Raw genomic sequence first — 25,038 nt, forward strand, 5'->3', positions numbered from 1 at the left:
CGCCGCTGCTTTACAGCGCCGTGCGTTTTATAAAACGCACAAAGGACGCTGTAACACTTTAAATCTGCTGCATAATTTTCTCCTTAGATCGATTCCGATTTAAGGAATTATGCAGTAGTTTGTTATGCCTCAAGGCCGATCAGCAGGTCCTTGGCGTCGATCTGGTCACCGGCCTTCACCAGCACTTCGGCAATCTTGCCATCGCGTTCGGCATGCAGCGCGGTTTCCATCTTCATCGCTTCGATGGACAGCAGCACGTCTCCGGCTTTCACGTCCTGTCCGGCCGCGACGAAGACCCGCGAGATGACACCAGGCATCGGTGCGCCGATATGTGCGGCATTGGCGGCCTCCGCCTTGCGGCGGGCGGCGGCCCCGGAGGCTCCATGGCTGCGGTCCGGCACCTTGATACGGCGTGGCTGGCCGTTCAGCTCGAAAAACATCGTCACCAGGCCCTGGGCATCGGGAGCACTGGCTGCTTGATTAACGATGACAAGTGTCTTGCCTTTTTCGATTTCGGCAAACAATTCCTCGCCATCGCCCATGCCGTAGAAATAGGAATGGGTCGGCAGGACCGAGACCGGGCCATAGGTATCGGAGGCCAGGGCGAAATCGGTGAACACCTTCGGATACATCAGGTAGGATGCGAATTCGAAATCACTGACACTGCGCTCCAGCTTGTCCTCGATGGTCTTGCGTTCGGCATCGAGATCGGCGGGCGGTAAAAGCGAGCCCGGCACATCCGTATATGGTTTTTCGCCCTTCAACGCCTTCTTTTGCAGGCTCTGCGGCCAGCCGCCGGGTGGTTGGCCGAGATCACCCTTCAGCATCGAGACGACCGAATCGGGGAAGGCAATGTCCTTATCCGGATTCTCGACATCGTCCACCGTCAGATCCTGCGCCACCATCATCAGCGCCATGTCGCCCACCACCTTGGATGAGGGCGTGACTTTGACGATGTCGCCGAACATCTGGTTGACGTCTGCATAGGTCTGCGCCACCTCGTGCCAGCGGGTTTCCAGCCCCAGCGAACGGGCCTGTTCCTTCAGGTTGGTGAACTGGCCGCCGGGCATTTCATGCAGATAGACTTCTGAGGCCGGCCCCTTGAGATCGCTTTCGAAGGCCGCATATTGGCCGCGCACCGCTTCCCAATAGAAGGAAATGCGACGGATCCATTCCGGGTCGAGCCCCGGGTCGCGCTCGGTTCCGGCCAAGGCTTCGACAATTGAGCCCAGGCAGGGCTGGGAGGTGTTGCCCGACAGCGCGTCCATGGCGGCATCCACGGCATCGACACCGGCATCAATGGCTGCCAGCACGGTAGCGGCGGAAATGCCCGATGTGTCATGGGTGTGGAAATGGATCGGCAGGCTGGTTGCCTCACGCAGCGCCTTGAACAAGACTTTCGCGGCTGCGGGTTTGAGCAACCCGGCCATGTCCTTGACGGCAATGATATGGGCGCCTGCTTTTTCCAGTTCGGCGGCGAGAGCCGTATAATATTTCAGGTCGTATTTCGGTCGGGCGCTGTTCAGGAGATCGCCGGTATAGCAGATTGCGGCCTCGCACAGCTTGTTTTCTTCCTGCACGGCATCCATGGAGACGCGCATATTATCGACCCAGTTCAGGCAATCGAACACCCGGAACAAGTCGATGCCGCCCTTTGCTGCCTGGCGGACAAAATATTTGACGACATTGTCAGGGTAATTGGTATAGCCGACACCGTTTGCGCCGCGTAGCAGCATTTGTAGCAGCAGGTTGGGTGCGCCTTCGCGGATCAGTGCCAGCCTCTCCCACGGATCTTCTGTCAGGAACCGCATGGATACGTCAAAGGTCGCGCCGCCCCAGCATTCCAGCGACAGCAGATTGGGCAGGGCGCGGGCGTAGACGCTGGCGATCCGGGCAATGTCGTGGGTGCGCATCCGGGTGGCCAGCAGCGATTGATGGCCGTCGCGCATGGTCGTGTCGGTCAGCAGCACACGCGGTTCGTTGCGCATCCACTCGGCAAAGCCCTTTGGCCCCAGCGCATCAAGCTTCTGCTTGGTGCCATCGGTGATACCGGCATCGATATAGGGAATGACTGGCTTTGCCGCCTTGTCCGAGGGCTTGGGACGGCCCTTGGTTTCCGGGTGGCCGTTGACGGTCACGTCGGCCAGATAGGTCAGCAGCTTGGTTGCCCGGTCCTGGCGCTTGACCTGGGCGAACAGTTCCGGCGTGGTATCGATAAAGCGTGTCGTATAGGTATTATTGCGAAATTTCGGGTGTCCGATGATCGCTTCCAGGAAGGTGAGATTGGTGGCGACACCGCGGATACGGAATTCGCGCAGCGCCCGATCCATCCGGCTAATCGCTTCCTGTGGTGAGGCGCCAGCAGCGGTCACTTTCACCAGCAGTGGATCATAAAAACGGGTGATGATCGCGCCGGTATAGGCGGTGCCGCCATCGAGCCGGATGCCGAAACCTGCCGCCGAGCGATAGGCGGTGATACGGCCGTAATCGGGAATGAAATTATGCTCGGGGTCCTCGGTCGTGACCCGGCATTGCAGGGCATGGCCATGCAGGCGGATGTCTTCTTGGCGGGGAACGCCCGATTCCGGCGTGCCGATCGCAAAGCCTTCCAGGATATGGATCTGCGCCTTGACGATGTCGATACCGGTCACCACTTCGGTGACAGTATGCTCCACCTGAATGCGCGGGTTGACCTCGATGAAATAGAATTTTCCAGTATCGGCATCCATCAGATATTCGACGGTGCCGGCACCGATATAGCCGGTGGCTCTGGCAATTTTCAGCGAATAGGCGGCAAGTTCCTGGCGCTGCTCCTCGGAAAGATAGGGGGCGGGTGCCCGTTCCACGACTTTCTGGTTGCGGCGCTGCACCGAGCAATCGCGTTCAAACAGATGCACAGCATTGCCATGGGTATCGCCGAGGATCTGGCTTTCGACATGGCGGGCATTTTCCACCAGCTTTTCCAGATAGACTTCATCCTTGCCAAAGGCTGCCTTTGCCTCGCGCTTGGCTTCCGTGACTTCGCGGGCCAGATCGTTTTCGGAGCGGATTACCCGCATGCCGCGCCCGCCACCGCCCCAGGAGGCTTTGAGCATCAGCGGATAGCCGATCTCGCCCGCCATTTTGGCCACGGTGTCCATGTCATCAGGCAGCGGTTCGGTGGCGGGCACCACGGGAACGCCCACTTCGACCGCCAGATTGCGGGCGGCGACCTTGTTGCCCAATTGCCGCATCGTATCGGATGTCGGGCCGATGAAAATCAGACCTGCATCGTTACAGGCATCGACAAATTCAGGACTTTCGGACAGAAGGCCATAGCCCGGATGGATGGCGTCCGCGCCTGACAGTTTGGCGACACGGATGATTTCCTCAATGGAAAGATAGCTTTCGATCGGGCCGAGATCCCGCTTCAGATGCGGGCCGCGACCGACCTGATAGCTTTCGTCCGCCTTGAAGCGATGCAGGGAGAGCTTGTCCTCCTCAGCCCAGATGGCGACCGTTTTTATGCCGAGTTCATTGGCAGCCCGAAACACGCGAATGGCGATTTCGGAGCGATTGGCAACTAGGATCTTGGAAATAGACAAATGGGCCTCCTCTTCATCAGGCGCTCATTGTGCGCCTGCGAAGAGAATCCATAGCGGTTTGCAAGACATCGCGCAATTTAGGCAAGTCAGCAGAACGATGAAAATATCAGCTGATCAGGCCAAGGCGGTAAGCGATTGCTACCATATGTTGCCGGTTCTTGGCGTTCAACTTATCCTGCAATTCGTTGACGTACCAATCGACGGTGTGGTTCGAAATCTCGAGCAATTTGCTCATCTCGTTCGAGGTCATGCCTTCCCCGAGATAATTGAGAATTTCAAGCTCGCGTCGGGTCAGGCGCACATCGACTTTTTGCACCATCGATAGAAGTTCGTCTTCGCCATTGATTTCCGCCAGCCGCCAGAAGGCGCATTTCGCCACCGTGTCGAACAGCATGATCTCAATCGGGGTCAGTTCCACCGGTCGTCCGCCAATGGTCATGTTGGCCAGCAATCCGCCCCGTCCGTGAATGGGGAAGATGTAGCCTTCCTCGAGGCCAAAACGCTGGGCATCCATCATCATCCGCTGCATGCGTTTGAAATGTGGGTCCTGGGCGAAGGCCGTCAGCGTTTCGCTCCAGCGGAACGGCCGTTGCGCTTGCGCCAGATAGCGAATGGCAGGGTCAATCAGCACGAATTTTTTCGTGATATAGACCTGCGGCCATTTTTCCGGCCAGCGTCCTGCAAGCACCAGCGACATGGGGTTTTGGTCAGGTTTGGGACTGCGCACGAGGCCGTAATAATCGAATTTATAAAATTCGAGGAGTTTCTCCAATTCTAGGATCAGCTCCTCGCGACTTCGGCATCCCTGAGATACAGCCAAAAACTGTATGAGATGATTGACACTCACACGCACCCCCTAGGTCCAGCACCAGACTGAACATTAACATTCTCTAATTATTATCAAACACTATTTCTTAAAATACACGTTAAGCTTATGTGTTTGTTAATTCGGCTACCTGAAATTTTACCCATAGCAAGCATGGTGAAAAAGAGAATTCCAAAACCGGACTTTGCACAACATCTGCGGGTCTGTATAGGCAGCGTTCAGGTTCGTCTCCTTAAAATATCGTGATACGATGCCTCAACCGGCCAATTCGAAGCCGATCAGGAGAAACTGACGCCATGTCCCTGTTACAAATTTACTGGCGAGCCTTGCAATATCTTGCCGCTTACCGTCTGAAGGTCAGCATCGTGGTGGCAGCCAATGTGATATTGGCGGTGATCACCATTGCCGAGCCGATCCTGTTTGGTTGGATCATCGACGCAATTTCCAGTGGCAAGCCAGTCAAGGATATTCTGTTCCTCTGGGGCGGCTTTGGCATATTCAACACCATTGCTTTCGTGCTTGTTGCCCGCGAAGCCGACCGGCTGGCGCATGGCCGTCGGGCCAGCCTGCTGACCGAAGCCTTTGGCCGGATCATTTCCATGCCGCTGTCCTGGCATCACCAGCGCGGCACATCCAATGCGCTGCATACGCTGCTGCGCGCCAGCGAGACGCTGTTCGGCCTCTGGCTGGAATTCATGAGAACCCATTTGGCCACGGCAGTGGCGCTCGTGTTGCTGGTGCCGACCGCCTTTTCCATGGATGTACGCCTGACCCTGGTGCTGATCGTGCTTGGTCTGATCTATGTGGCGATCGGCAAGATGGTGATGGACAAGACCAAGGATGGTCAGGCCTCCGTCGAGAGCCACTACCACACGGTGTTTTCCCATGTCAGCGACACGATCAGCAATGTCTCGGTGGTGCATAGCTATAACCGTATCCAGGCCGAAACCTCTGCGCTGAAGACCTTTACCAGCAAGCTGCTCGATGCTCAGTATCCGGTGCTGGACTGGTGGGCGATTGCCAGCGGCCTCAATCGCATCGCCTCTACCGCTTCGATGCTGATCATCCTGATTATCGGCACGATGCTGGTGCAGAGCGGCGAGTTGCGGGTCGGCGACGTTATCGCCTTCATCGGCTTTGCCAATCTGCTGATCGCCCGTCTCGACCAGATGCGCCAGTTTTCGACGCAGATCTTCGAGGCGCGCGCCAAGCTTGAAGATTTCTACGTGCTGGAGGATTCCGTGCAGGATCGTGATGAGCCGGTCGGCAATCGCGACTTGCAGAGCGTGCGCGGCGATGTCGAATTCCGCCATGTCTCCTTCGATTTTGCCAATACGACACAGGGCGTCAAGGACGTGTCCTTTACGGTCAAGGCCGGACAGACGATTGCCATCGTCGGGCCGACCGGTGCCGGCAAGACCACCTTGATCAACCTGCTGCAACGGGTGCATGAGCCGCAGCAGGGGCAGATCCTGATCGATGGCGCCGATATTTCCACCATTACCCGCCAGTCGCTGCGCAACTCGATTGCGACTGTGTTTCAGGATGCTGGCATTCTCAACCGGTCGATTGCCGATAACATCCGCATCGGGCGCGAAAATGCGACGGACGAGGATATCGTCAAGGCGGCCGAGGCTGCCGCAGCCACCGACTTCATCGAAAGCCGTCTGTCTGGCTTCGATACCGATGTTGGTGAGCGTGGCAACCGTCTGTCGGGCGGCGAGCGGCAGCGTATCGCCATTGCCCGTGCCATCCTGAAGGATGCGCCGATCCTGGTGCTGGACGAGGCAACCAGTGCGCTCGACGTCGAGACCGAAGAGCGGGTAAAATCCGCTATCGACCGGCTGCGCCAGAACCGCACGACCTTTATCATTGCCCACAGGCTATCGACTGTGCGTGAAGCCGACCAGGTGCTGTTCCTGGACCATGGCCGTATTGTCGAAATGGGTGGCTATGACGAATTGAGCGCCAAGGGTGGCCGTTTTGCAGCCTTGTTGCACACCAGCGGCCTGTTGAACGATGACGACAAGGTCGCGGTGAAGGCCTGATAAATCAATTATTCTATCTTTTGAAGATAGGCGCGGTTCCGCAGCGAGCCGCGCCCATTGTTTGTCTGCATTATCGCCCTGAACAGAGCGTTTCTGAATATCCTTGGAATACCCTATTCCAGCTTCAGGCGGCTTTCCACTAGGTCCACCCAGAATGCGGTGCCGGTCGGGATGATATCGTCATTGAAATCATAGCGCGGATGGTGCAGAGGCGGGTCGTTTTCGGTGCGTTTGGTGCCGAGGAAGAAGTAGGTGCCGGGCTTTTCCTGGAGCATATAGGCGAAATCCTCGCCGCCCATGGTCGGACGCGGCATATCGAAAACCTTGCCTTCGCCGGCAAAGCGTCTGGCAAGGTCGCGAACGTAATCGGTTTCCGCCTTGTGATTGACGGTGGCCGGATAGCCCCGCTCATAGTCGATCTCCACGGTCATGCCGTAGCTGGCCGCCTGCCCCTCGGCAATGGCTCGAACGCGGTTTTCCAGTTCATCGCGCACATGATCGTCGAAGCTGCGGATGGTCAGGACCATGTCCGCCCGCTCCGGTATCACATTGCTGGCGGCACCGGCATGAAAGGCCCCGACGGTGACGACGACGGGATCGAGCGGGTGGATATTGCGCGACGCAATGGTTTGCAGCGCCATGATAATGCTCGCGCCTGCAACGATGGGATCGCTGGTGCTTTGCGGCTCAGCGCCATGGCCGCCCCGGCCGATCACGGTGATCTTGCATTCATCCACCGAGGCCATGATCGGCCCTTCCCGGAAGGCGAAATGGCCGAATGCAATGCCGGGGTCGTTATGCAGGCCAAACACTGCATCGCAGGGGAAGCGCTCGAACAATCCGTCTTCGATCATCAGCCGGGCGCCGCCGAAATTTTCTTCCGCCGGCTGGAAAATCAGATGCACGACGCCATCGAAATTGCGGCGTTCGGCCAGAATACCGGCGGCACCGAGCAGCATCGCCGTGTGACCATCATGACCGCAGGCATGCATCAGGCCGGGAGTGAGGCTGGCATAGTCGAGGCCGGTTTCCTCAGTGATCGGCAGCGCATCGAAATCCGCCCGTAGGCCTAGGGAACGCTGACTGGTGCCATTGCGCAAGGTGGCGACAATGCCGGTGCGGGCCAGGCCCCTGGTGACCTCATAGCCCAAGGCTTCCAGTTTTCCAGCCACATAATCGGAGGTGTGAAACTCCGAGAGTCCCAGTTCCGGGTGCTGATGGAGGTAGCGCCTGATCTCGACGACATCTTTCATGGCATTGGAGAAAAAGAGAGACATAGTTAACCTAAAATGTGGATGGTCTGTTTCCGATTCGAAAAGTCCACCTCGGGCGGAGGGTCTTGGATTAGTCCTACGTGGATTTATAGAGGAAGACCCTAACACCCGTTCAGCTTCGGTTCAAACTGCGCATTGCAGGGTGGAAGGCTAGGATGAACAGTCGTGCCGACAAAATTGCCGGGAAGACATCATTTGCAAAGGACCGGCAGATGGATGAGCCCAAGCAAAGGAAGTGGTTATCGTCGTGAAACTCTGTTTAGAGCATCTCCACCCGTCTTGCCGGATTGACGGATTAATACGTGGAGTCATTGACGATGACTCTTCGTATTCCGTTTGCAAATATCTCAAGCGATTGATGCATTTGAGATATTTGCAATGCCTTCAAGGCGAGGATGCGTCAGCATCTTCGAGACTTGGTATAACGCCTGACCAAGCCTTTTTTAAAGGCGCCTGTCATGGGCGTATTGATTTTCCCGCAGCCGCGGGCCTTTCCCTAGGCCCCGTTGCGCATATGTAAGTGCTGCATCCTCCCAATGCAGCAGATTTCACTCTTGCTGGTAACAGATTCGAAAACATGTCCCCATCTATGACGCCATCCACAGCGCCACGCGATACAGAAACCCGCAATATCGATCACAACGATTCGATCCGGGCCACCTATCTGACAATCGATGAGTTGCAGGAGAAATCCAAGGCTCTCGCCACTTCGGTGATGAGCACGCTTCCGGGTTTCTTCGATTTCGATTTCTTCGCCCGGCATAAGGAAAACGAGCGGGAAATCCTGCGCGTCTATCGCACCACCGCTGCCGATGTCGAGGCGGGGGCAACGATTACGCCTGCTGCCGAATGGCTGCTGGACAATCACTACATTATCGAAGAAGCGATCCAGGAAGTCCGCCGCGATTTTCCCAAAAAATTCTATCGGCAATTGCCGACGGTCAAGGTTGGCGACCGGATTATTCCCCGCGTCATGGCGCTGGCCTGGCTCTATGTAGCCCATACTCATTCCACGGTGACGCGCGAGAGCATGACGGCGCTGGCGGAAGGCTATCAGTCCGAGCATTCGCTGGAGATTGGCGAATTGTGGGCGCTGCCCTCCATGGTGCGCTTCGTGCTGGTGGAAAACCTGCGGCGCATTTCGACCCGGGTGGAAAAATCCCGGCAGATGCGGCGCAAGGCCAATGAGGCCGCCGATGAAATCGTCCGGCTGAATGACGAGGCCGCCTGCCGCGAATATTTGAAGCAGCTGGAATCGCTTGCCGACGACAATACGTTTGCGACACAATTTCTCTATCGCCTGCGCAACGGTTCGCAGACATCTGCGGTTGCCGTCAGCTGGCTGGAACAGCGGTTGGAGGCCAATGGCCGCACCACCGAAGAGGCGATGGCCGCCGAGCATAACCGGCTTTCGTCCGGCAATGTCAGCATGGGCAGCATCATCAAGGGGCTGCGCACCATCGACGATACCGAATGGTCGGTCTGGGTCGAAGAGGTCAGCCATGTCGACAAGATCCTGCGCAGCCACAGCGATTACGAAGCGCTGGATTTCGGCTCGCGCAACAGCTACCGCAATACAATTGAAAAGCTGGCCCGCCGCTCCGACAAGAGCGAGCTGGAAATAGCCCAGATCGCCATCGATCTGTCGAAGGCCGCTGCCTCGACCGGCGATCTCTCCGATGCGCCGTCCAACGTCGGCAGCGTTCTGGTGGGCGCGCAGAAGGAGGCGCTGGAACGTGCGGTCGGTTACCGCGTGCCAGCGCATATCGCCGTCACCCGAAGCTTCAAGCGGTTGCATTGGCTGGCTATCGCCCTGCCCGTCCTGGCGCTGACGGCATTGGCGCTGGCGCTCGTTGCCTGGTACCTGTCTTACGCTGGCCTTTCGGTACCGCTGATCACCATTCTCGTGGTGCTGTTTGCCCTGCCGGCATCCGAAGGCGCGACCGGCCTGTTCAACACGCTGTCCACCTTTGTTCTGAAGCCGGCTCGTCTGGTCGGCTATGAGTTCAAGGAGGGCATTCCAGATGATGCGCGTACGCTGGTTGCTGTTCCCTGCATGATTTCCAAGCGCGACCATGTCGATGAACTGGTGCGCAATCTGGAAGTCCACTACCTCACCAATCCGCGTGGCGAAGTGTATTTTTCGCTGCTCAGCGACTGGCCGGATGCCAAGGTCGAAGAGACCGAAGCTGATCTCGAAGTGCTGGAATATGCCAAGCGGGAAATTGCCGCGCTGAACGCCCGCTACAACGAAGACGGCAAGACCCGTTTCTATTTCCTGCATCGCCGCCGTCTGTTCAATCCCCAGGAAGATTGCTGGATGGGTTGGGAACGTAAGCGGGGTAAGCTGCATGAGTTGAACCTGCTGTTGCGTGGCGACAAGGATACGTCCTACCTGCCGGGCGCCAATGCGGTGCCTGATGGTGTGCAATATGTGATGACGCTGGACGCCGACACCCGGTTGATGCGCGATGCCGTGACCAAGATGGTCGGCAAGATGTATCATCCGATCAATCGACCCGTGCATGACCCGAAAACCGGTCGTGTGGTCAGCGGTTATGGCATTCTCCAGCCGCGCGTTACCCCTTCGCTGACAACAGGCAAGGACGCCTCGGTGTTCCAGCGGGTGTTTTCGATCAATCGCGGTCTCGATCCTTACGTCTTTACCGTGTCTGACGTCTATCAGGACATTACCGGCGAAGGCAGCTTTACCGGTAAGGGTCTTTACCACGTCGACGCTTTCGAGCGGGCCATCAAGGGCCAGATCGATGAGAATACCGTTCTTAGCCACGACCTACTGGAAGGCTCGTTCGCCCGCTGCGCGCTGGTGACCGATGTTGAGCTGGTCGAGGATTTCCCGACCCGTTACGAAGTGGAAATTTCCCGCCAGCATCGCTGGGCACGCGGCGATTGGCAGTTGCTGCCTTATATCCTCGATCCAAAGCGTGGCATTACATCGCTTGGCCGCTGGAAAATGGTCGACAACCTGCGTCGGTCGCTGACCCCGATTGCCTGGTTCGCCGCGTCTGTGATCGGCTGGTTCGCCATGAGCCCGATCGACACGCTGATCTGGCAATTGCTGTTGATCTTCTCGCTGTTCGTTGCGCCAACAATCTCTCTGATCAACGCGCTTGTGCCACGTCAGACGGATATCGTGCCAAGCGCACACTTCCAGTCGCTCTGGGCCGATTTGCGCGGTGCCAATGCGCAGGTGGCACTTCGTATCGTGTTCATCGCCGATATGGCCTGCATGATGGCCGATGCTATCGTGCGCTCGATGTATCGCCTGCTGGTCAGCCGCAAGCTGCTGCTGGAATGGCGCACCGCCGCCAGCATCCAGTCGGTGGCTCAGGGCAGTATTCCGACCTATTACCGCACGATGCGCTATGCACCGACGCTTGCCCTCGTCGCCTTCGGCCTCTCGGCCTATGAAGCCGGTTACGGTGCGCTGATCGGCCTGCCCTTCACGCTGATGTGGGTGCTGTCGCCGCTGGTCGCCTGGTATGTCAGCCAGTCCGCCGAAACGGAAGACCGGCTGCTGGTGCCGGAAGAAACCGTGATCGAACTGCGCCGCATCGCGCGCCGCACCTGGCGCTACTACGAGACCTTCGCCAATGCCGGCGAACATTTCCTGCCACCGGACAATTTCCAGGAAACGCCGGAGCCGGTGGTGGCGCGGCGCACCTCGCCGACCAATATCGGCGTCTATCTGCTGTCGATTGTCTCGGCCCGTCACTTCGGCTGGCTCGGTTTCGAGCAGACCATCGAAAAGCTGGAACAGACCATCGGCACTGTCGAGAAGATGGACAAGTTCCGGGGCCATCTTTACAACTGGTACCATACCGATACGCTGAAATCGCTCGGCAACCGCTACATCTCTGCGGTCGATAGCGGCAATCTCGCCGGTCATCTGATTGCGATTTCGTCTGCCTGCCGCCATTGGGCCGAAGCCCCGTCTGCCCATCTCCAGGGCAGCCTTGATGGCATCGGCGATGTCGGCGGTATCCTGATGGAAGCGCTGAAGGAACTGCCTGACGACCGCAAGACCGTGCGCCCGTTGCGCACCCGTCTCTATGAGCGGATCATCGGCTTCAACAATGCGCTGGCCTCAGTCAAGCGCGAGCATGAATTCGCCTCGATCCGGGTGATCAACCTCGCCGTCTTGGCACGCGACATCCAGAAGCTGGCCGCCAATCTTCACCACGAGCTGCGCTCTGACAAGAGCACGGACCTGTTGCGTTGGAGTGAGGCGCTGGTTGCGGTCTGCGAATCCCATATCGCCGACAGCGCTTTCGACCTGTCCAATATCGAGCCGCTGCGCCAGCGTCTGGCCAGCCTGCGTGATCGCAGCCGCGATCTCGCGTTCTCGATGGATTTCGCCTTCCTGTTCCGGAAGGAGCGGCGTCTGCTTTCCATCGGTTACCGCGTTGAGACCATGGAACTGGACGAGGCCTGCTACGACCTTCTGGCCTCTGAAGCCCGTCTGACCTCGCTGTTTGCCATCGCCAAGGGCGACCTGCCCACCGAACATTGGTACAAGCTGGGCCGTCAGGTGGTGCCGATCGGCTCACGTGCCGCACTGGTGTCCTGGTCCGGTTCGATGTTCGAATACCTGATGCCGCCGCTGGTCATGCAGGAACGGCAGGGGGGTATTCTGAACCAGACGAACAACCTGATCGTCAAGGAACAGATGAACCACGGCAAGCGTCTCAATATCCCCTGGGGTATTTCGGAAGCGGCCTTCAACGCCCGCGACCATGCGCTCGCCTATCAATATACCAATTTCGGCGTGCCCACTCTCGGCCTGAAACGGGGTCTCGGCCAGAACGCCGTCATCGCGCCCTATGCGTCGATTCTCGCCAGCCAGTACGATCCGAAGGCAGCGGCTGAAAACCTGAAAAAGCTGCGGGCGCTTGGCGCGCTTGGCGCCTATGGGTTCCATGACGCTGTCGATTTCACCCCGACCCGCGTGCCGAAGGGCAAGACCTGCGCTGTCGTCTACAATTATTATGCCCACCATCACGGCATGTCGATTGCGGCGATTGCCAATGTCACCTTCAACGGCTTGTTGCGTGAACTCTTCCACGCCGATCCGGTGATCGAGGCGGCAGAACTGCTGTTGCAGGAAAAGGCACCGCGCGAAATCCCTGTGATGAGCGCCAAATACGAGCCGCAGACCCCCGGCAAGGGCCAGGCCGACTTGCTGCGTCCGGAAATCCGCACCATTACCGATCCGCTCTCCAAGGACCGCGAACTGGTTCTGCTGTCGAACGGCCATTATTCGGTGATGCTGACGGCCACCGGTTCCGGCTTCTCGCGCTGGAATGGCCTGTCCGTTTCCCGCTGGAAGGCCGATCCGACCGAAGACCGCAACGGCACCTTCATCTTCTTGCGCGATACGGCGTCGGGCGAATGGTGGTCAACGACCGCTGCGCCGCGCCGTGCGGCTGAAGAAAAGACCCGCGTCGTCTTCAGCGATGACAAGGCCGAATTTACGAAGTCCGTCGGTGATATCACTTCGACTGTCGAATGCGTTGTCGCCACAGAGCATGACGCCGAAGGCCGTCGTGTCACCCTGCTCAACACCGGCACCGAGGATCGCTTCATCGAAGTGACCTCCTATATGGAGCCGGTTCTGTCGAGCGACGACAACGACAACGCCCATCCTGTCTTCTCGCGGATGTTCGTGAAAACCGAACTGGGCCGCAAGGGCGACGTGATCCGCATCGAACGCAACAAGCGCTCGCCGAGCGATCCGGATATCTGCGTGGCGCATCTGGTCTCCGATACATCGGGACCGGGCCGCAATACTGAATTCGAGACTGACCGCTACAAGTTCATCGGTCGCGGTCGCACGCTGGCCGAGGCTGCGGCCTTCGATCCGAATGCGGTTCTGTCGGGTTCGGACGGGTTTACGCTCGATCCAATCGCCAGCTTCCGCCGCGTGCTGCGTGTTCCCGCGGGCAAAAAGGTCAGCGTGGTCTATTGGACCATTGCCGCCCCGAGCCGTCAGGAAGTCGATGTGGCCATCGAACGCTATCGTCATCCCGATGCGTTCAACCATGAAATGCTGCATGCCTGGACCCGTACCCAGGTCGAGATGCGCCATATCGGCATCACCTCGCAGCAGGCTGCCGCCTTCCAGCAGCTCGGTCGCTACCTGGTCTATCCCGACATGCATCTGCGGGCCGATCCGGAAACCGTGCGCGCCGGTCTTGCCTCGCAATCGGCGCTGTGGCCAAACTCGATCTCCGGCGATTATCCGATCTTTGCTGTGCGCATCAATGACGAGATGGACACCGAAGTGGTCCGCGAAGCTTTGAGCGCCCAGGATTATCTGCAACGCCATGGCGTCGTCACCGATGTCGTGATCCTTAACGAGCGGGCTGCATCCTATGCGCAGGATATGCAGCATGCCCTGGAACAGTTGGCTGAGGGCATGCGCACCAAGCAGGCCGAAGGTGGTCAGCAACATGTGTTTGCGGTGCGCCGCGACCTGATGGACGAGAGCGGCTGGAATGCCGTGCTTGCTGCAGCCCGCGTCGTGCTACATGCCCGCAATGGCAAGATCACCGATCAGGTGACGCATGCCGCCGAGCTGTTTGCAGCGCCGCGCGGTGTGGATGCCATTGACGCCGACTGGTATCCGCCAGTGCCGGTCATGGCTGGCCGTGCCGATCATGTTGCGCCTGCCATCGATGGCAGCGATCTGGAATTCTGGAACGGTTACGGTGGCTTTGCTGCTGATGGTGCCGAATATGTGGTGCGGCTTGGCCCCGGCCAATCGACGCCGCAGCCGTGGATCAACGTGATCTCCAACGACAATTTCGGCTTCCATATCGCAGCCGAAGGCTCGGGCTTCACCTGGAGCCGCAATTCGCGCGACTATCAGCTGACACCATGGTCGAACGATGCTGTCACCAACCGTACCGGCGAGGCCTTCTATGTGGCCGATCTCGACAGCGGTGAGGTGGTCAGCCCGATCTCTGCCGCCAGCAACCGGCAGGACGTCGTCTATGAGACCCGTCATGGCCTTGGCTATTCGGTGTTCTCCACCGAGGCTGCTGGACTTGCCGTCGACCTGACGGTCACAGTCGATCAGGTCGAGCCGGTCCGCTTTACCCGGCTTACGATCCGCAATACTGGCGATAGCGCTCGTCGTCTGCGCAGCTACGGTTATGTCGAATGGATTCTCGGCAACAATCCGCAGAAGACGGCTGCCTTCGTGCTGCCATCCCATGATGCGGAAACCGGGGCACTGATGGCGACCAACCCCTATAGCATCGACTATTCGGGACGCTTCGCCTTCCTCACCGCCGTAGAAACGGCATCGGGCTTTGCCTCCAGCCGCCGCGAATTCATTGGTCGGCATGGCGATATCAAGATGCCACAGGCCGTGGCCAAGGGCTCGCCGCTGTCCGGCTCCATCGATCCGGAAGGCGATCCCTGCGCGGCGCTGGCCTTCGACATCACCTTGCAGCCCGGCGAAGAAGCGTCCGTCACCTTCCTGCTGGGCGATGCCGAGAGCATCGAACAGGCCCGCAGCGTGATTGCGGCTGCCAAAGCCAAGGGCTTTGACGGCGCACTGGCCGAGGCCGAGTCCTTCTGGGGTGATTTCACCGGCCATATCAAGGTGAAGACCGGCGACAAGGCCTTCGACCATATGGTCAATCACTGGCTGCCCTATCAGACGCTGGCCTGCCGCATCAAGGCACGCGCCGGTTTCTATCAGGCATCGGGAGCCTATGGTTTCCGCGACCAGTTGCAGGATAGCCTGGCCTTCCTGCTCTACAGGCCAGAGCTTGCTCGCGACCAGATCCTCAACGCTGCTTCGCGGCAGTTTAGGGAAGGCGACGTGCAGCATTGGTGGTTGCCGCAAAACGGTGCTGGCATTCGCAGCACGATCTCCGATGACGTGGTCTGGCTGGCCTATGCCGTTCATTCCTATGTCACGGCGACCGGCGACAAGGCGATCCTGGATACAGACGTTAGCTTCCTCGATGGTCCGACGCTGGCCCTTGGTCGCCACGACGCCTTCTTCAAGCCGGAAATTTCCGCTGAGAAGGCACCGCTCTACGAACACGCGGCACGGGCGCTCGATCTCGCCATCACCCGTACCGGCACCAACGGCCTGCCGCTGATCCTTGGCGGTGACTGGAACGACGGCATGAACCGGGTCGGCGTTGCCGGACGCGGCGAAAGCGTCTGGCTTGGCTGGTTCCTTGCCAATGCGTTGACGGTGTTCACGCCCTTTGCCGAGGAGCGCAAGGATTCAGCCCGCGTCAAGGCCTGGGCGAAATACCTGAAGAGCCTGAAGGCCGCGCTGGAAAAAGCCGGTTGGGATGGCGATCACTACCGCCGTGGCTATTTCGATGATGGCGATCCGTTGGGCTCCGACCAGTCGGACGAATGCCGGATCGATGCCATCGCCCAGTCCTGGTCGGTTCTGTCTGGCTTTGCCGAGCCGGAGCGTCAGCAGCAGGCTATGAACTCGGTGGTCGGACGGCTGATCGATGACGAAGTGGGGATCGTTCGTCTCTTCACCCCACCGTTCGAAAAGAGCCGTCTGGACCCGGGCTATATCAAGTCCTATCCGCCGGGCGTGCGCGAAAACGGCGGCCAATATACCCATGCGGCAATCTGGACGGGTCTGGCTCTGTCCAAGCTTGGCCGCAATGACGAGGCCTGGAAAGTGTTCTCGATGCTGAACCCGGTTCATCATGCCGAGACCACGGATGAAGCCGATCGTTACCGGGTCGAGCCCTATGTCGTGGCAGCCGATGTCTATGGCGGCCCCGGCTATGAAGGGCGCGGCGGCTGGACCTGGTATACCGGTTCGGCTGGCTGGCTCTACCGCTTCGCTCTGGAAGGCTTCCTCGGCATCCACCGTCAGGGTGAGGGCATCAGCCTGAAGCCTGCCTTGCCATCCAGCCTTTCCTCCTATGAGGCAGAGGTCAGCATTGGCGGCAAGGCCGTGGCGATCACCGCAAGCCGCAAGGCCGATGGTTCCGGCTACGAGGTGACGGCCAACGGCGCAGCGGTGACTGAAAAGGACGGGGCTTTCGCCATTAGCTTGTAAAACCTTCATTATCTGACACAAGAAAACCGGCTGAGAGTGATCTCAGCCGGTTTTTTTATGCTGCATTCAGATTTAATGCTGGATTTTTCAGCTCCTCTTAGCTGCCGGGTAGGGCGTTGCCAGCAGCAGCACCAGCCCAACGCCGAGAAAGATAATCAAGCTTGCCATGCCCGCCCGCGACGAACCGGTGGCGGTGGTGATCAGCGAAAACGACAGGGTCGCCATGAAGCTGGTGGCGCGGCCTGACAGCGCATAGATGCCGAAATAGCGGCCTGCTTCCTCAGGGGCGATGCTGCGGGCGAGATAGGAGCGGGACGAGGCCTGAACCGGGCCGAAGGCAAGGCCGATCAGGATGCCGTAGAGGATATAGACTTTCTCCGCCGCTGTGCCGAACAGGCCGCCGGTACTATCAGGCGAAAGCGGTATCAGACCGAAGGCGGTGAAGCTGGGGCCGGTGGAAATAATCCCGAAGGTGGCCGTCAAAAGCAGGATCAGGCTGATGACCACCATGGTTTTCGAGCCAAGCGCCGCATCCAACCGGCTGGCAAGGGCGCAGCCGAAAATGGCGACGACATTGAGAATAATGCCGTAAATGCCGATTTCCATCGTTGACCAGCCGAACATGCCAGCGGCAAACACCCCGCCGAGGATCAGCAAGCCGTTGACGCCGTCCTGGTAGATCATCCGGGCAATCAAAAACCTGAGGATACCCGCCCGGTGCCGCACCTCGCGTAGCGTCGCCTTGAGATCGGCAAGCCCGGCTTTCACCGCCTTGCCAAACGGATCGCCCTTCTGTTGATCGGGCGTGAAGAAGAACATCGGCAGGATGAACAGCAGATACCAGAGCGCCGAGACCGGTCCGGTGACGCGGGCATCCTCGCCCGTTGCGGGATCAAGCCCGAACAGCGGCGTGCTGCCTAAAATGGTCTTGCCCGTGTCGGGATTGGCCGCAACAAACAGCACGACGGCAATCAGCACGATCATGCCGCCCAAGTAGCCGAGCCCCCAGGCCATATTGGAAATCCGACCGACATCCTTGGCGCTCACCAGCCGTGGCATCATCGAATCATTGAAGACGATGGAGAATTCGGCGGCTATCGAGGCAAGGCTGAACAGCACCAGCGGAAAGATCACAGGTGAGCCGGGGACCGCTTGCCACAGTAGCAGCAGGCAGGTGATCTTGATAACAGCAAAAAAGGCGATCCAGGGCTTGCGTGAGCCGCTGCGGTCGGCAATGGCACCCAGAACCGGGGAGAGCAGGGCGATGACCACGGAGGCGACGGTGGCGGCATTGCTCCAGGCGGCCTGTGCGCTGACCGGATCGCTGGTGAAGCGGGAGACGAAATAGGGACCGAAAATAAAGGTCGTGACCACGGTGAAGAAGGGTTGCGCGGCCCAATCGAACAGCATCCAGCCCCATATGCCGGATCTGCTGGTCTGCCTTGTCTGTGCATCTGATTGCATTGTCGTGCCTGTCGCCGCCGATGATCTCGGCGGCGACACTGGCATTATCTCATGACAGCTTCAATGGGGCTGGAAACCGGCCACATTAAAGCAACGAGCCTTTCACGCAGCCCCTTGGGCGATGTCCGTCAGCAGGCTGGCGGCAACGGTGAGGCGCGACAAGCTCGGATCGCCTTCCGTGAGCGCGATCAACTCGCTGCCCAACCTGTTGATCCGCAGTGCATCCGCAGACCGCCAGGCGGCAACCGGATCGCGGCTGTCCCCGTGCTGGGTCAGGGCCTGGACGACGATATTGCGCCGCGCCTTCAGCACCAGATCCAGGCTGCGCAGCCGGGCCAGGCTGTCGTAATGGTCGCTGGTCGGAATTTTTTCGACCGAGGACAGCAGCCTGCCAATCCGGAAGATTTCGCTGACCTTGTAATAGCCTTCCGTTGCCTTTTGCAGGCTGGCATCGGCCCGAAGTGCGACGGAAATCACCTCCGGGGTGACCGTCAGGCTCCACAATTCGGCGAGGTCCTCCGCCAGATCCTCCGGCACGCCCGCAGCGGTCATGGCGCTGGCCTCGGCACCGATCTGCGCCGAGAAATCGGCTGGGGTGACCGAGCGGCTGAAGCCCTTGAAGGATTTGATCGCGCTTTTCAACTTGCGCACCACATCCGACAGGTCACCGGCGGCCAATCGTGTATCAATCGCCAATTTGGTGAAGACGCGGTAGACCGTGGCGACCCGCTGGTAGAGATCGTTCTGTGCTTCGCCGGAAATTTCCCCGTCCAGCGCGTCGATCCGGTCCCAATAGGCACGCAGATCCAGCCCATCGCGGGTGAGAAGGGCAGCTCTGGCAATATCCTCCGCCGTACCGCCAGTCGCGTCGCTCATCCACGCCATGAAGCCTGGGCCGCCACGGTTGATAATGTGGTTGGCGAGCACGGTGGCAATGATTTCGCGGTGCAGCCGATGCGTGGCAATGTCATCGGCGTAAGGCTTGCGCATTTTCTTCGGGAAGTAATTGCTGAGAATACTGGCGCAATAGGGATCGTCCGGCAGGCTGGTTTCGACCAGATCGTCGAACAGCGAGATCTTGGCATAGGACAGTAGTACGCCGATTTCCGGTCGCGTCAGGGATTGACCGCCTGCATAGCGTTCGGCCAGCGCCGCGTCGTCGGGCAGGGTTTCCACTTTGCGGTTCAGTCGGCCCGAGGCCTCCAAGACGGTCATCAGCCGGGACAGCTCATCGCGATTGCCGCCGCCCTGACGCGCCACCAGCGAAATCGCCAGGGATTGGAGATAGTTGTTGCGCAATACCAGTTCGCCAACCTCCTCGGTCATCGAGGCCAGCAGTTTGTTGCGGGCCGGGAGATCAAGGCGACCGCTTGATACCGCCGTTGACAGGGCAATCTTGATATTGACCTCGACGTCGGAGGAGTTGACGCCTGCCGAATTGTCAATGGCGTCGGAATTGCACCGTCCGCCCTTCAACGAAAAGGCAATGCGACCCTTCTGGGTGACGCCGAGATTGGCACCTTCGCCAATCACCTTGGCGCCGACCTCATCGGCCGTAATGCGGATCGGGTCGTTCGCACGATCGCCGACCTCGGCATCGGTTTCCGACAGCGCCTTGATATAGGTGCCGATACCGCCGAACCACAGCAGATCGACCGGCGCCTTCAGGATCGCGGTCATGATTTCAAACGGTGTCGCTACTTTCTTGGCAAGGCCAATTGCCTCGGCGGCTTGCGGGGTCAGAGTGACGGACTTTTCCGTCCGTGAAATGATCATCCCGCCTTTGGATAGCAGCGTCTTATCGTAATCCTGCCAGCTGGAGCGGGCGAGCCCGAACATCCGCTTGCGTTCCTGGAAGGATTTTTCCATGTCCGGATCGGGGTCGATGAAAATATCCCGGTGGTCGAAGGCGCCGATCAGCCGGATCTTGCGTGACAGCAGCATGCCATTGCCGAACACGTCGCCCGACATGTCACCGACGCCTGCGACCGTGAAGGGCGTCTTCTGGATGTCGACGCCCATTTCGCGGAAATGCCGCTTGGCGGCTTCCCAGGCACCTCGGGCGGTGATGCCCATTTTCTTGTGGTCATAACCGGCGGAACCGCCTGAGGCGAAGGCGTCGTCCAGCCAGAACCCGGCCTCGCGGGCCAGACCGTTGGCCGTATCGGAAAAGGTTGCCGTGCCTTTGTCGGCAGCGACGACGAAATAGGGATCGTCTCCATCCAGCCGCACCGTATCGGCGGGGGCGACGACTGCGCCGTCCTTGATATTGTCGGTGATCGACAGCAGCGTGCGGATATAGGTCATATAGGCTTCCCGGCCCATCCGTAGGTAGTCTTCACGGTTGGCGGGGCTTGGCAATTGCCGGGGAAAGAAGCCGCCCTTGGCGCCAACAGGCACGATCACCGCATTCTTCACCTGCTGCGCCTTGACGAGACCGAGCACTTCGGTGCGGTAATCCTGGGCGCGGTCCGACCAACGCAAGCCGCCACGGGCAACCTTGCCGAAGCGCAGATGCACGCCCTCGACCTCTACCCCATAGACAAACATTTCCCGGAACGGGCGCGGTTGCGGCAGGCCGTCCAGTTGCTGGGGGTCGAATTTGAAAGCCAGCATCGGCTTGACATTGCTGCTGCTGTTTTTCTGCGAAGAGAGGCTTTTCTGGAAATAATTGGTGCGCAGGGTCGAATCCACTGCGTTCTGGTAACGCCGCAAGATACGGTCCTCATCGAGGCTCGGCACGGAGGCGAGCGCCGTCTCGATGCCGTCGCGCAGTTCCGCCAGTTTGCGCGGACGCGATTTTTCAGAAAGCTTCGGATCGAAAGACTGGTGGAAGAGAGTGAAGAGATCGGCGGTGATCTCAGGATATTTGTTCAGTGTTTCGGCAATATAGGTCAGGGAATAGACCAGGCCCGCCTGGCGCAGATAGGCCGCATAGGCGCGCAGAACAGCCACTTCGCCGACATTGAGCCCAGTGCTCAACACCAACCGGTTGAAGGCATCGTTGTCGACCACGCCGTTGAAGACGGCAAGGAACGTTGCCTCCACACGTGCGCCGTGCCGGGCAATGTCGAAATCCTGGCCAGCGCGAACTGACAGCTCCATGTCATGCAGCACGACCAGCTGATCCTTGGATTCGCCAGTGCCGTTGACGGTAATGTCGAAGGTTCGCTCGCTGACGACGCTGAAGCCAAGATTTTCCAGCAGTGGCACGCGCCGCGAGAGCGGCAGGTGATGACCGGCGTGGAACACTTTGAGATACAGCGTCTGGCCTTCCGCTGTCTGGCGATTGTGGAAGGCGATGGAGGCTTTCGCGCCGGACAGGCAGGTCTGGATATGGCTGAGATCGGCGACAGTCTCTTCCGGTGAAAACGCATCCTCAAAGGCGCGACTGACGACCAATTGCGGCGATTTTGGCGGCGCAAGGCTGGCGAAGCGGTCATCCCATCGGGCGGTAATGGCCTTGACCGCTTCTTCCAGCTTGTTCTGGGCGATGCGCGGTGTCTTGCCTTCCGAACGGCCGATGATGAAATGTACCCGTGCCACGCCACCTTCCGGGAAAGCCGGATAATAAGCCGAGAGGCGGCCATCATAGACCTTGGTGAAATAGGCACCGATCTTCTCGCGCACCAGCGAATTATATTCCTCGCGCGGCACGAAAACCAGCAATGAGACGAAACGGTCGAAATGGTCGATGCGTTGCAGCACCCGCACCCGTGGCCGCTCGCTGAGATCCATGATCTGCTCGCAGAAACGCGAAAGCGTTTCGGTATCGATCTGGAACAGGTCGTCGCGGGGATAGGATTCCAGCGTGTTCTGCAATATCCGTCCGGAATGGCTCAAAGGGTCGAAATTGAACTGGTCGGTGACCTTTTCGACCTTGGCGCGCAGCAGGGGAATGTGATTGACGGAATGGGTATAGGCGGTGGCTGTGAACAGGCCGACGACCCGCAACTCCCCGACAACCTTGCCCGCGGCATCGAAGCGCTTGATACCGATATAATCCATATAGGCGCGGCGATGCACCACGGATTTGACATTGGCCTTGGTGACGATCAGGTCATCCGGCCCCTGAAGGAAGGCCAGGATTTCCGGTGTTGTCGTTACTGCATTGCGGCCCTGGCGCAGCACCAGAACATCGGGATTGGAGAGGATGCCTAGTCCACGGCCCTTGTCACGCTCCAGCTTGGCGTTCGCGCCATCACCGGAATAAAGATATTCGCGCATACCGAGGAAGGTGAAATTATCGTCGCGCAGCCATTCCAGAAAGGCGATGGCTTCGGCTCGTTCTGTCTTGCGCTTGACATTGGACTGCTCGGTCAATTCGGCCATGACGCTGTCGAGCAGCGAGATCATCGGCTGCCAGTCACTGGCAACGGTGCCGACCTGGGCAACGACGGATTGTAGCCGTTCCGCAAGGCCCTTGGCTTGATCCTCGTTCAAGGGCGCCAGATGCAGTTGGATATAGCTCACGCGGTCGCTGGTCTCGGTCTGGGTGTCGGCGAGTGCCCAGCGGCCCTCCGCCTGGACCAGAATCGGATGGATGGTGAGATGAATATCACGAAACTGGCTTGTGACCTCGCCCATGACTGAATCGTAGAGAAACGGCTTGTTGCGATCGACGATGGACAGCACGCTGAGGCTTGCGCCATCGGCGGCGATGCCTTCGACGGGGGAAATGCGCACCTGCGCTGCCTTGCCCTGCCAGTCTTGCAGATCCTGGCTGGCGCGAAGGGCCGCGGCTCGAAGCATCGCGGCATCGTAATGCTGGAGATCGTCATCGCTGGCGCGTCCGAAAAGGGCGCCCGGATCGATGAGGCCGGGCTGGTTTTCTCCGGCTGTGGATCTGGCAAGCTCAAAGAGCTGGTCCCGTTTTACCCGTTTTGCTGCAACCACGACTTTCCTCCAAGGCATTTTGCTGCGGTATCTTCGTCACTATGCACTACCAGTGATTTCAGAATCATATCTGTGAGGGCAAATGTGGGTTCCACAAGCCGAATTTTTGTTTTTTTCATTTTTTTGGAGACAAAATCCCAAAAAGCGGTCGAATTTTCGCCGCTAGCCATCAAAATTTGACAAAACAGCCTCAAAAGCGTCGAGTAGGATCACACGTTCACGAGGTTTCATCCGTCCATGTCCGAAAGCCCAGCCGGTGCCGTCATCGCCATTTCCAGCCATGTCATTCGCGGATCGGTCGGCAATCGCGCCGCCGTCTTCGCGCTTGAAAGTCTTGGCTTCCCGGTCTGGTCGATGCCAACTGTGGTTTTGCCCTGGCATCCGGGCCACGGCCCTTCCACCCGCATGAGCTTTCCCGACGATGTTTTCGATGCGGCCATCGATGACCTGATCCGGGCACCCTGGCTTTCCGAGGTTAAGGCTGTGATGACGGGCTATTTCGGCAGTGCCCGTCAGCCATTGGCTGTGGCCCGGCTGGTTCAGGCGTTGAAGCAGCATAATCCCGATCTCGTTTATCTCTGCGATCCTGTCATCGGCGATCTGCAGGGCCTCTACGTGCCGGAGGCAACGGCGGTTGCGATCCGCGATCACTTGATCCCGCTGGCCGATATCGCCACGCCCAACCGCTATGAACTGGCCTGGATGGCCGGTGCAGAGCTGGACACCAATGCAGCGATCATCGATGCGGCCCTGTCGCTCGGGCCGTCGCTGATGGCCGTTACCTCAGCGGTGCCGATGATGGCGGGCAGTATCGGTAACCTGTTGTTGTCGAACCGCAATGCGCTTCTGGCCGAACACCGGGCCATGGACGGGGTGCCGAACGGGTTGGGCGATCTGTTTTCGGCGCTGCTTCTGGCCAGACTTCTCCAGCAGCATAGCGAGGAAAAGGCCCTGCAACTGGCGACAGCCAGCGTATACGAGGTCCTGGCACGATCACTGAAACGCCAGAGTGACGAACTGACCCTGGAACAGGACCAATCGAGCCTGATCACGCCGATGGCGCTGGTGCAGATTCGCAGGCTGCTGCATCCGGCCAGCCGACCGGTTCGCTCATGACGTGTAAAGGTGGCGGGCACTGGTGGTTTTCCTTGCTTGTCAACCGTGCTGCATCGCGATAATCCAAAGCCATGACAGATTTTCCAGCTTCCCTTCTCGCCGGTTACAGCAACTTCATGAACGGCCGCTATAGCGACGAGCGGGACCGGTATCGTGCCTTGGCCGAGCAGGGCCAGAACCCCAAAACCATGGTCGTCGCCTGTTGCGATTCCCGATCAGCTCCTGAAACCATCTTCGACTGTGGTCCGGGTGAATTGTTCGTGGTGCGCAATGTCGCCAATATGGTGCCGCCCTATGAGCCGGACGGCCAATATCACTCGACCTCTGCGGCGCTCGAATTTGCCGTTCAGGCATTGAAGGTCGAGAATATCATCGTCATGGGGCATGGGCGTTGCGGTGGTATCCGTGCTGCATTGGACCCGGATTCCGAACCATTATCTCCTGGTGATTTCATTGGAAAATGGATGAACCTGATCAAGCCCGCCGCCGAGCAGATCCAGAATGCCTCTGTCATGACCGATGCTGAGCGCCAGACGGCCATGGAGCGGATTTCGATCCGCAACTCCATTGAAAACCTGCGCACCTTTCCCAATGTCCGGGCTTTGGAAGAAGAGGGCAAACTGGCCATCCATGGTGCGTGGTTCGATATCTCCAACGGTGAATTATGGGTGATGGACCCCGACAGCCGTGATTTTCTGCGGCTGGACCCTTAATTTTGGTCGGAAAAACGTCGCCCATCGTCAATGTATCG

General features: G+C 58.9%; 9 protein-coding genes. 4 read left to right on the forward strand and 5 right to left on the reverse strand.

Features of this window, described 5'->3' with window-relative positions; all coding sequences use genetic code 11:
- Positions 1–122 precede the first annotated feature (122 nt).
- Both pyc and IEI95_RS26645 read right to left on the reverse strand, forming a co-directional pair.
- Positions 123–3,584: a pyruvate carboxylase gene (gene pyc / locus IEI95_RS26640; protein WP_194417211.1), complete on the reverse strand. Its 3,462-nt coding sequence runs from the start codon at positions 3,582–3,584 to the stop codon at positions 123–125.
- Positions 3,585–3,690: 106 nt separating this feature from the next.
- A complete protein-coding gene (locus IEI95_RS26645; protein WP_194417212.1) occupies positions 3,691–4,431 on the reverse strand; it encodes a helix-turn-helix transcriptional regulator in 741 nt (246 codons plus the stop codon).
- A 275-nt stretch (positions 4,432–4,706) separates the two neighbouring features.
- Between IEI95_RS26645 and IEI95_RS26650 the strand changes: the two genes are divergently transcribed.
- On the forward strand, positions 4,707–6,458 hold the full coding sequence (locus IEI95_RS26650) for a glucan ABC transporter ATP-binding protein/ permease (RefSeq protein WP_156531678.1): 1,752 nt from the start codon (positions 4,707–4,709) through the stop codon (positions 6,456–6,458).
- Between the two features lie 113 nt (positions 6,459–6,571).
- On the opposite strand, the gene IEI95_RS26655 is transcribed toward IEI95_RS26650, so the two are convergent.
- Positions 6,572–7,711, reverse strand: coding sequence for a M20 aminoacylase family protein (locus tag IEI95_RS26655; RefSeq protein ID WP_156531874.1), 1,140 nt, complete (start codon positions 7,709–7,711; stop codon positions 6,572–6,574).
- Between the two features lie 598 nt (positions 7,712–8,309).
- Here IEI95_RS26655 and IEI95_RS26660 point away from each other — a divergent pair.
- Positions 8,310–16,811 (forward strand): glycoside hydrolase family 94 protein, encoded by an 8,502-nt coding sequence (locus IEI95_RS26660; protein ID WP_194417213.1) that lies wholly within the window; start codon positions 8,310–8,312, stop codon positions 16,809–16,811.
- 87 nt (positions 16,812–16,898) lie between these two features.
- On the opposite strand, the gene IEI95_RS26665 is transcribed toward IEI95_RS26660, so the two are convergent.
- Both IEI95_RS26665 and IEI95_RS26670 read right to left on the reverse strand, forming a co-directional pair.
- The gene (locus IEI95_RS26665) at positions 16,899–18,275 is read right to left on the reverse strand and encodes an MFS transporter (protein WP_194417214.1); all 1,377 of its coding nucleotides are present in this window, start codon (positions 18,273–18,275) and stop codon (positions 16,899–16,901) included.
- Positions 18,276–18,377: 102 nt separating this feature from the next.
- The gene (locus IEI95_RS26670) at positions 18,378–23,171 is read right to left on the reverse strand and encodes an NAD-glutamate dehydrogenase (protein WP_194417215.1); all 4,794 of its coding nucleotides are present in this window, start codon (positions 23,169–23,171) and stop codon (positions 18,378–18,380) included.
- Between the two features lie 237 nt (positions 23,172–23,408).
- Here IEI95_RS26670 and pdxY point away from each other — a divergent pair, with 237 nt between their 5' ends.
- Positions 23,409–24,287 carry a pyridoxal kinase PdxY gene (gene pdxY, locus IEI95_RS26675; RefSeq protein WP_015917582.1) on the forward strand — a complete coding sequence of 293 codons (879 nt, stop codon included), beginning with the start codon at positions 23,409–23,411 and terminating at the stop codon, positions 24,285–24,287.
- 71 nt (positions 24,288–24,358) lie between these two features.
- On the forward strand, positions 24,359–25,000 hold the full coding sequence (locus tag IEI95_RS26680; RefSeq protein WP_156531682.1) for a carbonic anhydrase: 642 nt from the start codon (positions 24,359–24,361) through the stop codon (positions 24,998–25,000).
- Positions 25,001–25,038: the final 38 nt, after the last annotated feature.

It is taken from the genome of Agrobacterium vitis, from assembly GCF_014926405.1.
GTDB lineage: Bacteria > Pseudomonadota > Alphaproteobacteria > Rhizobiales > Rhizobiaceae > Allorhizobium > Allorhizobium vitis_H.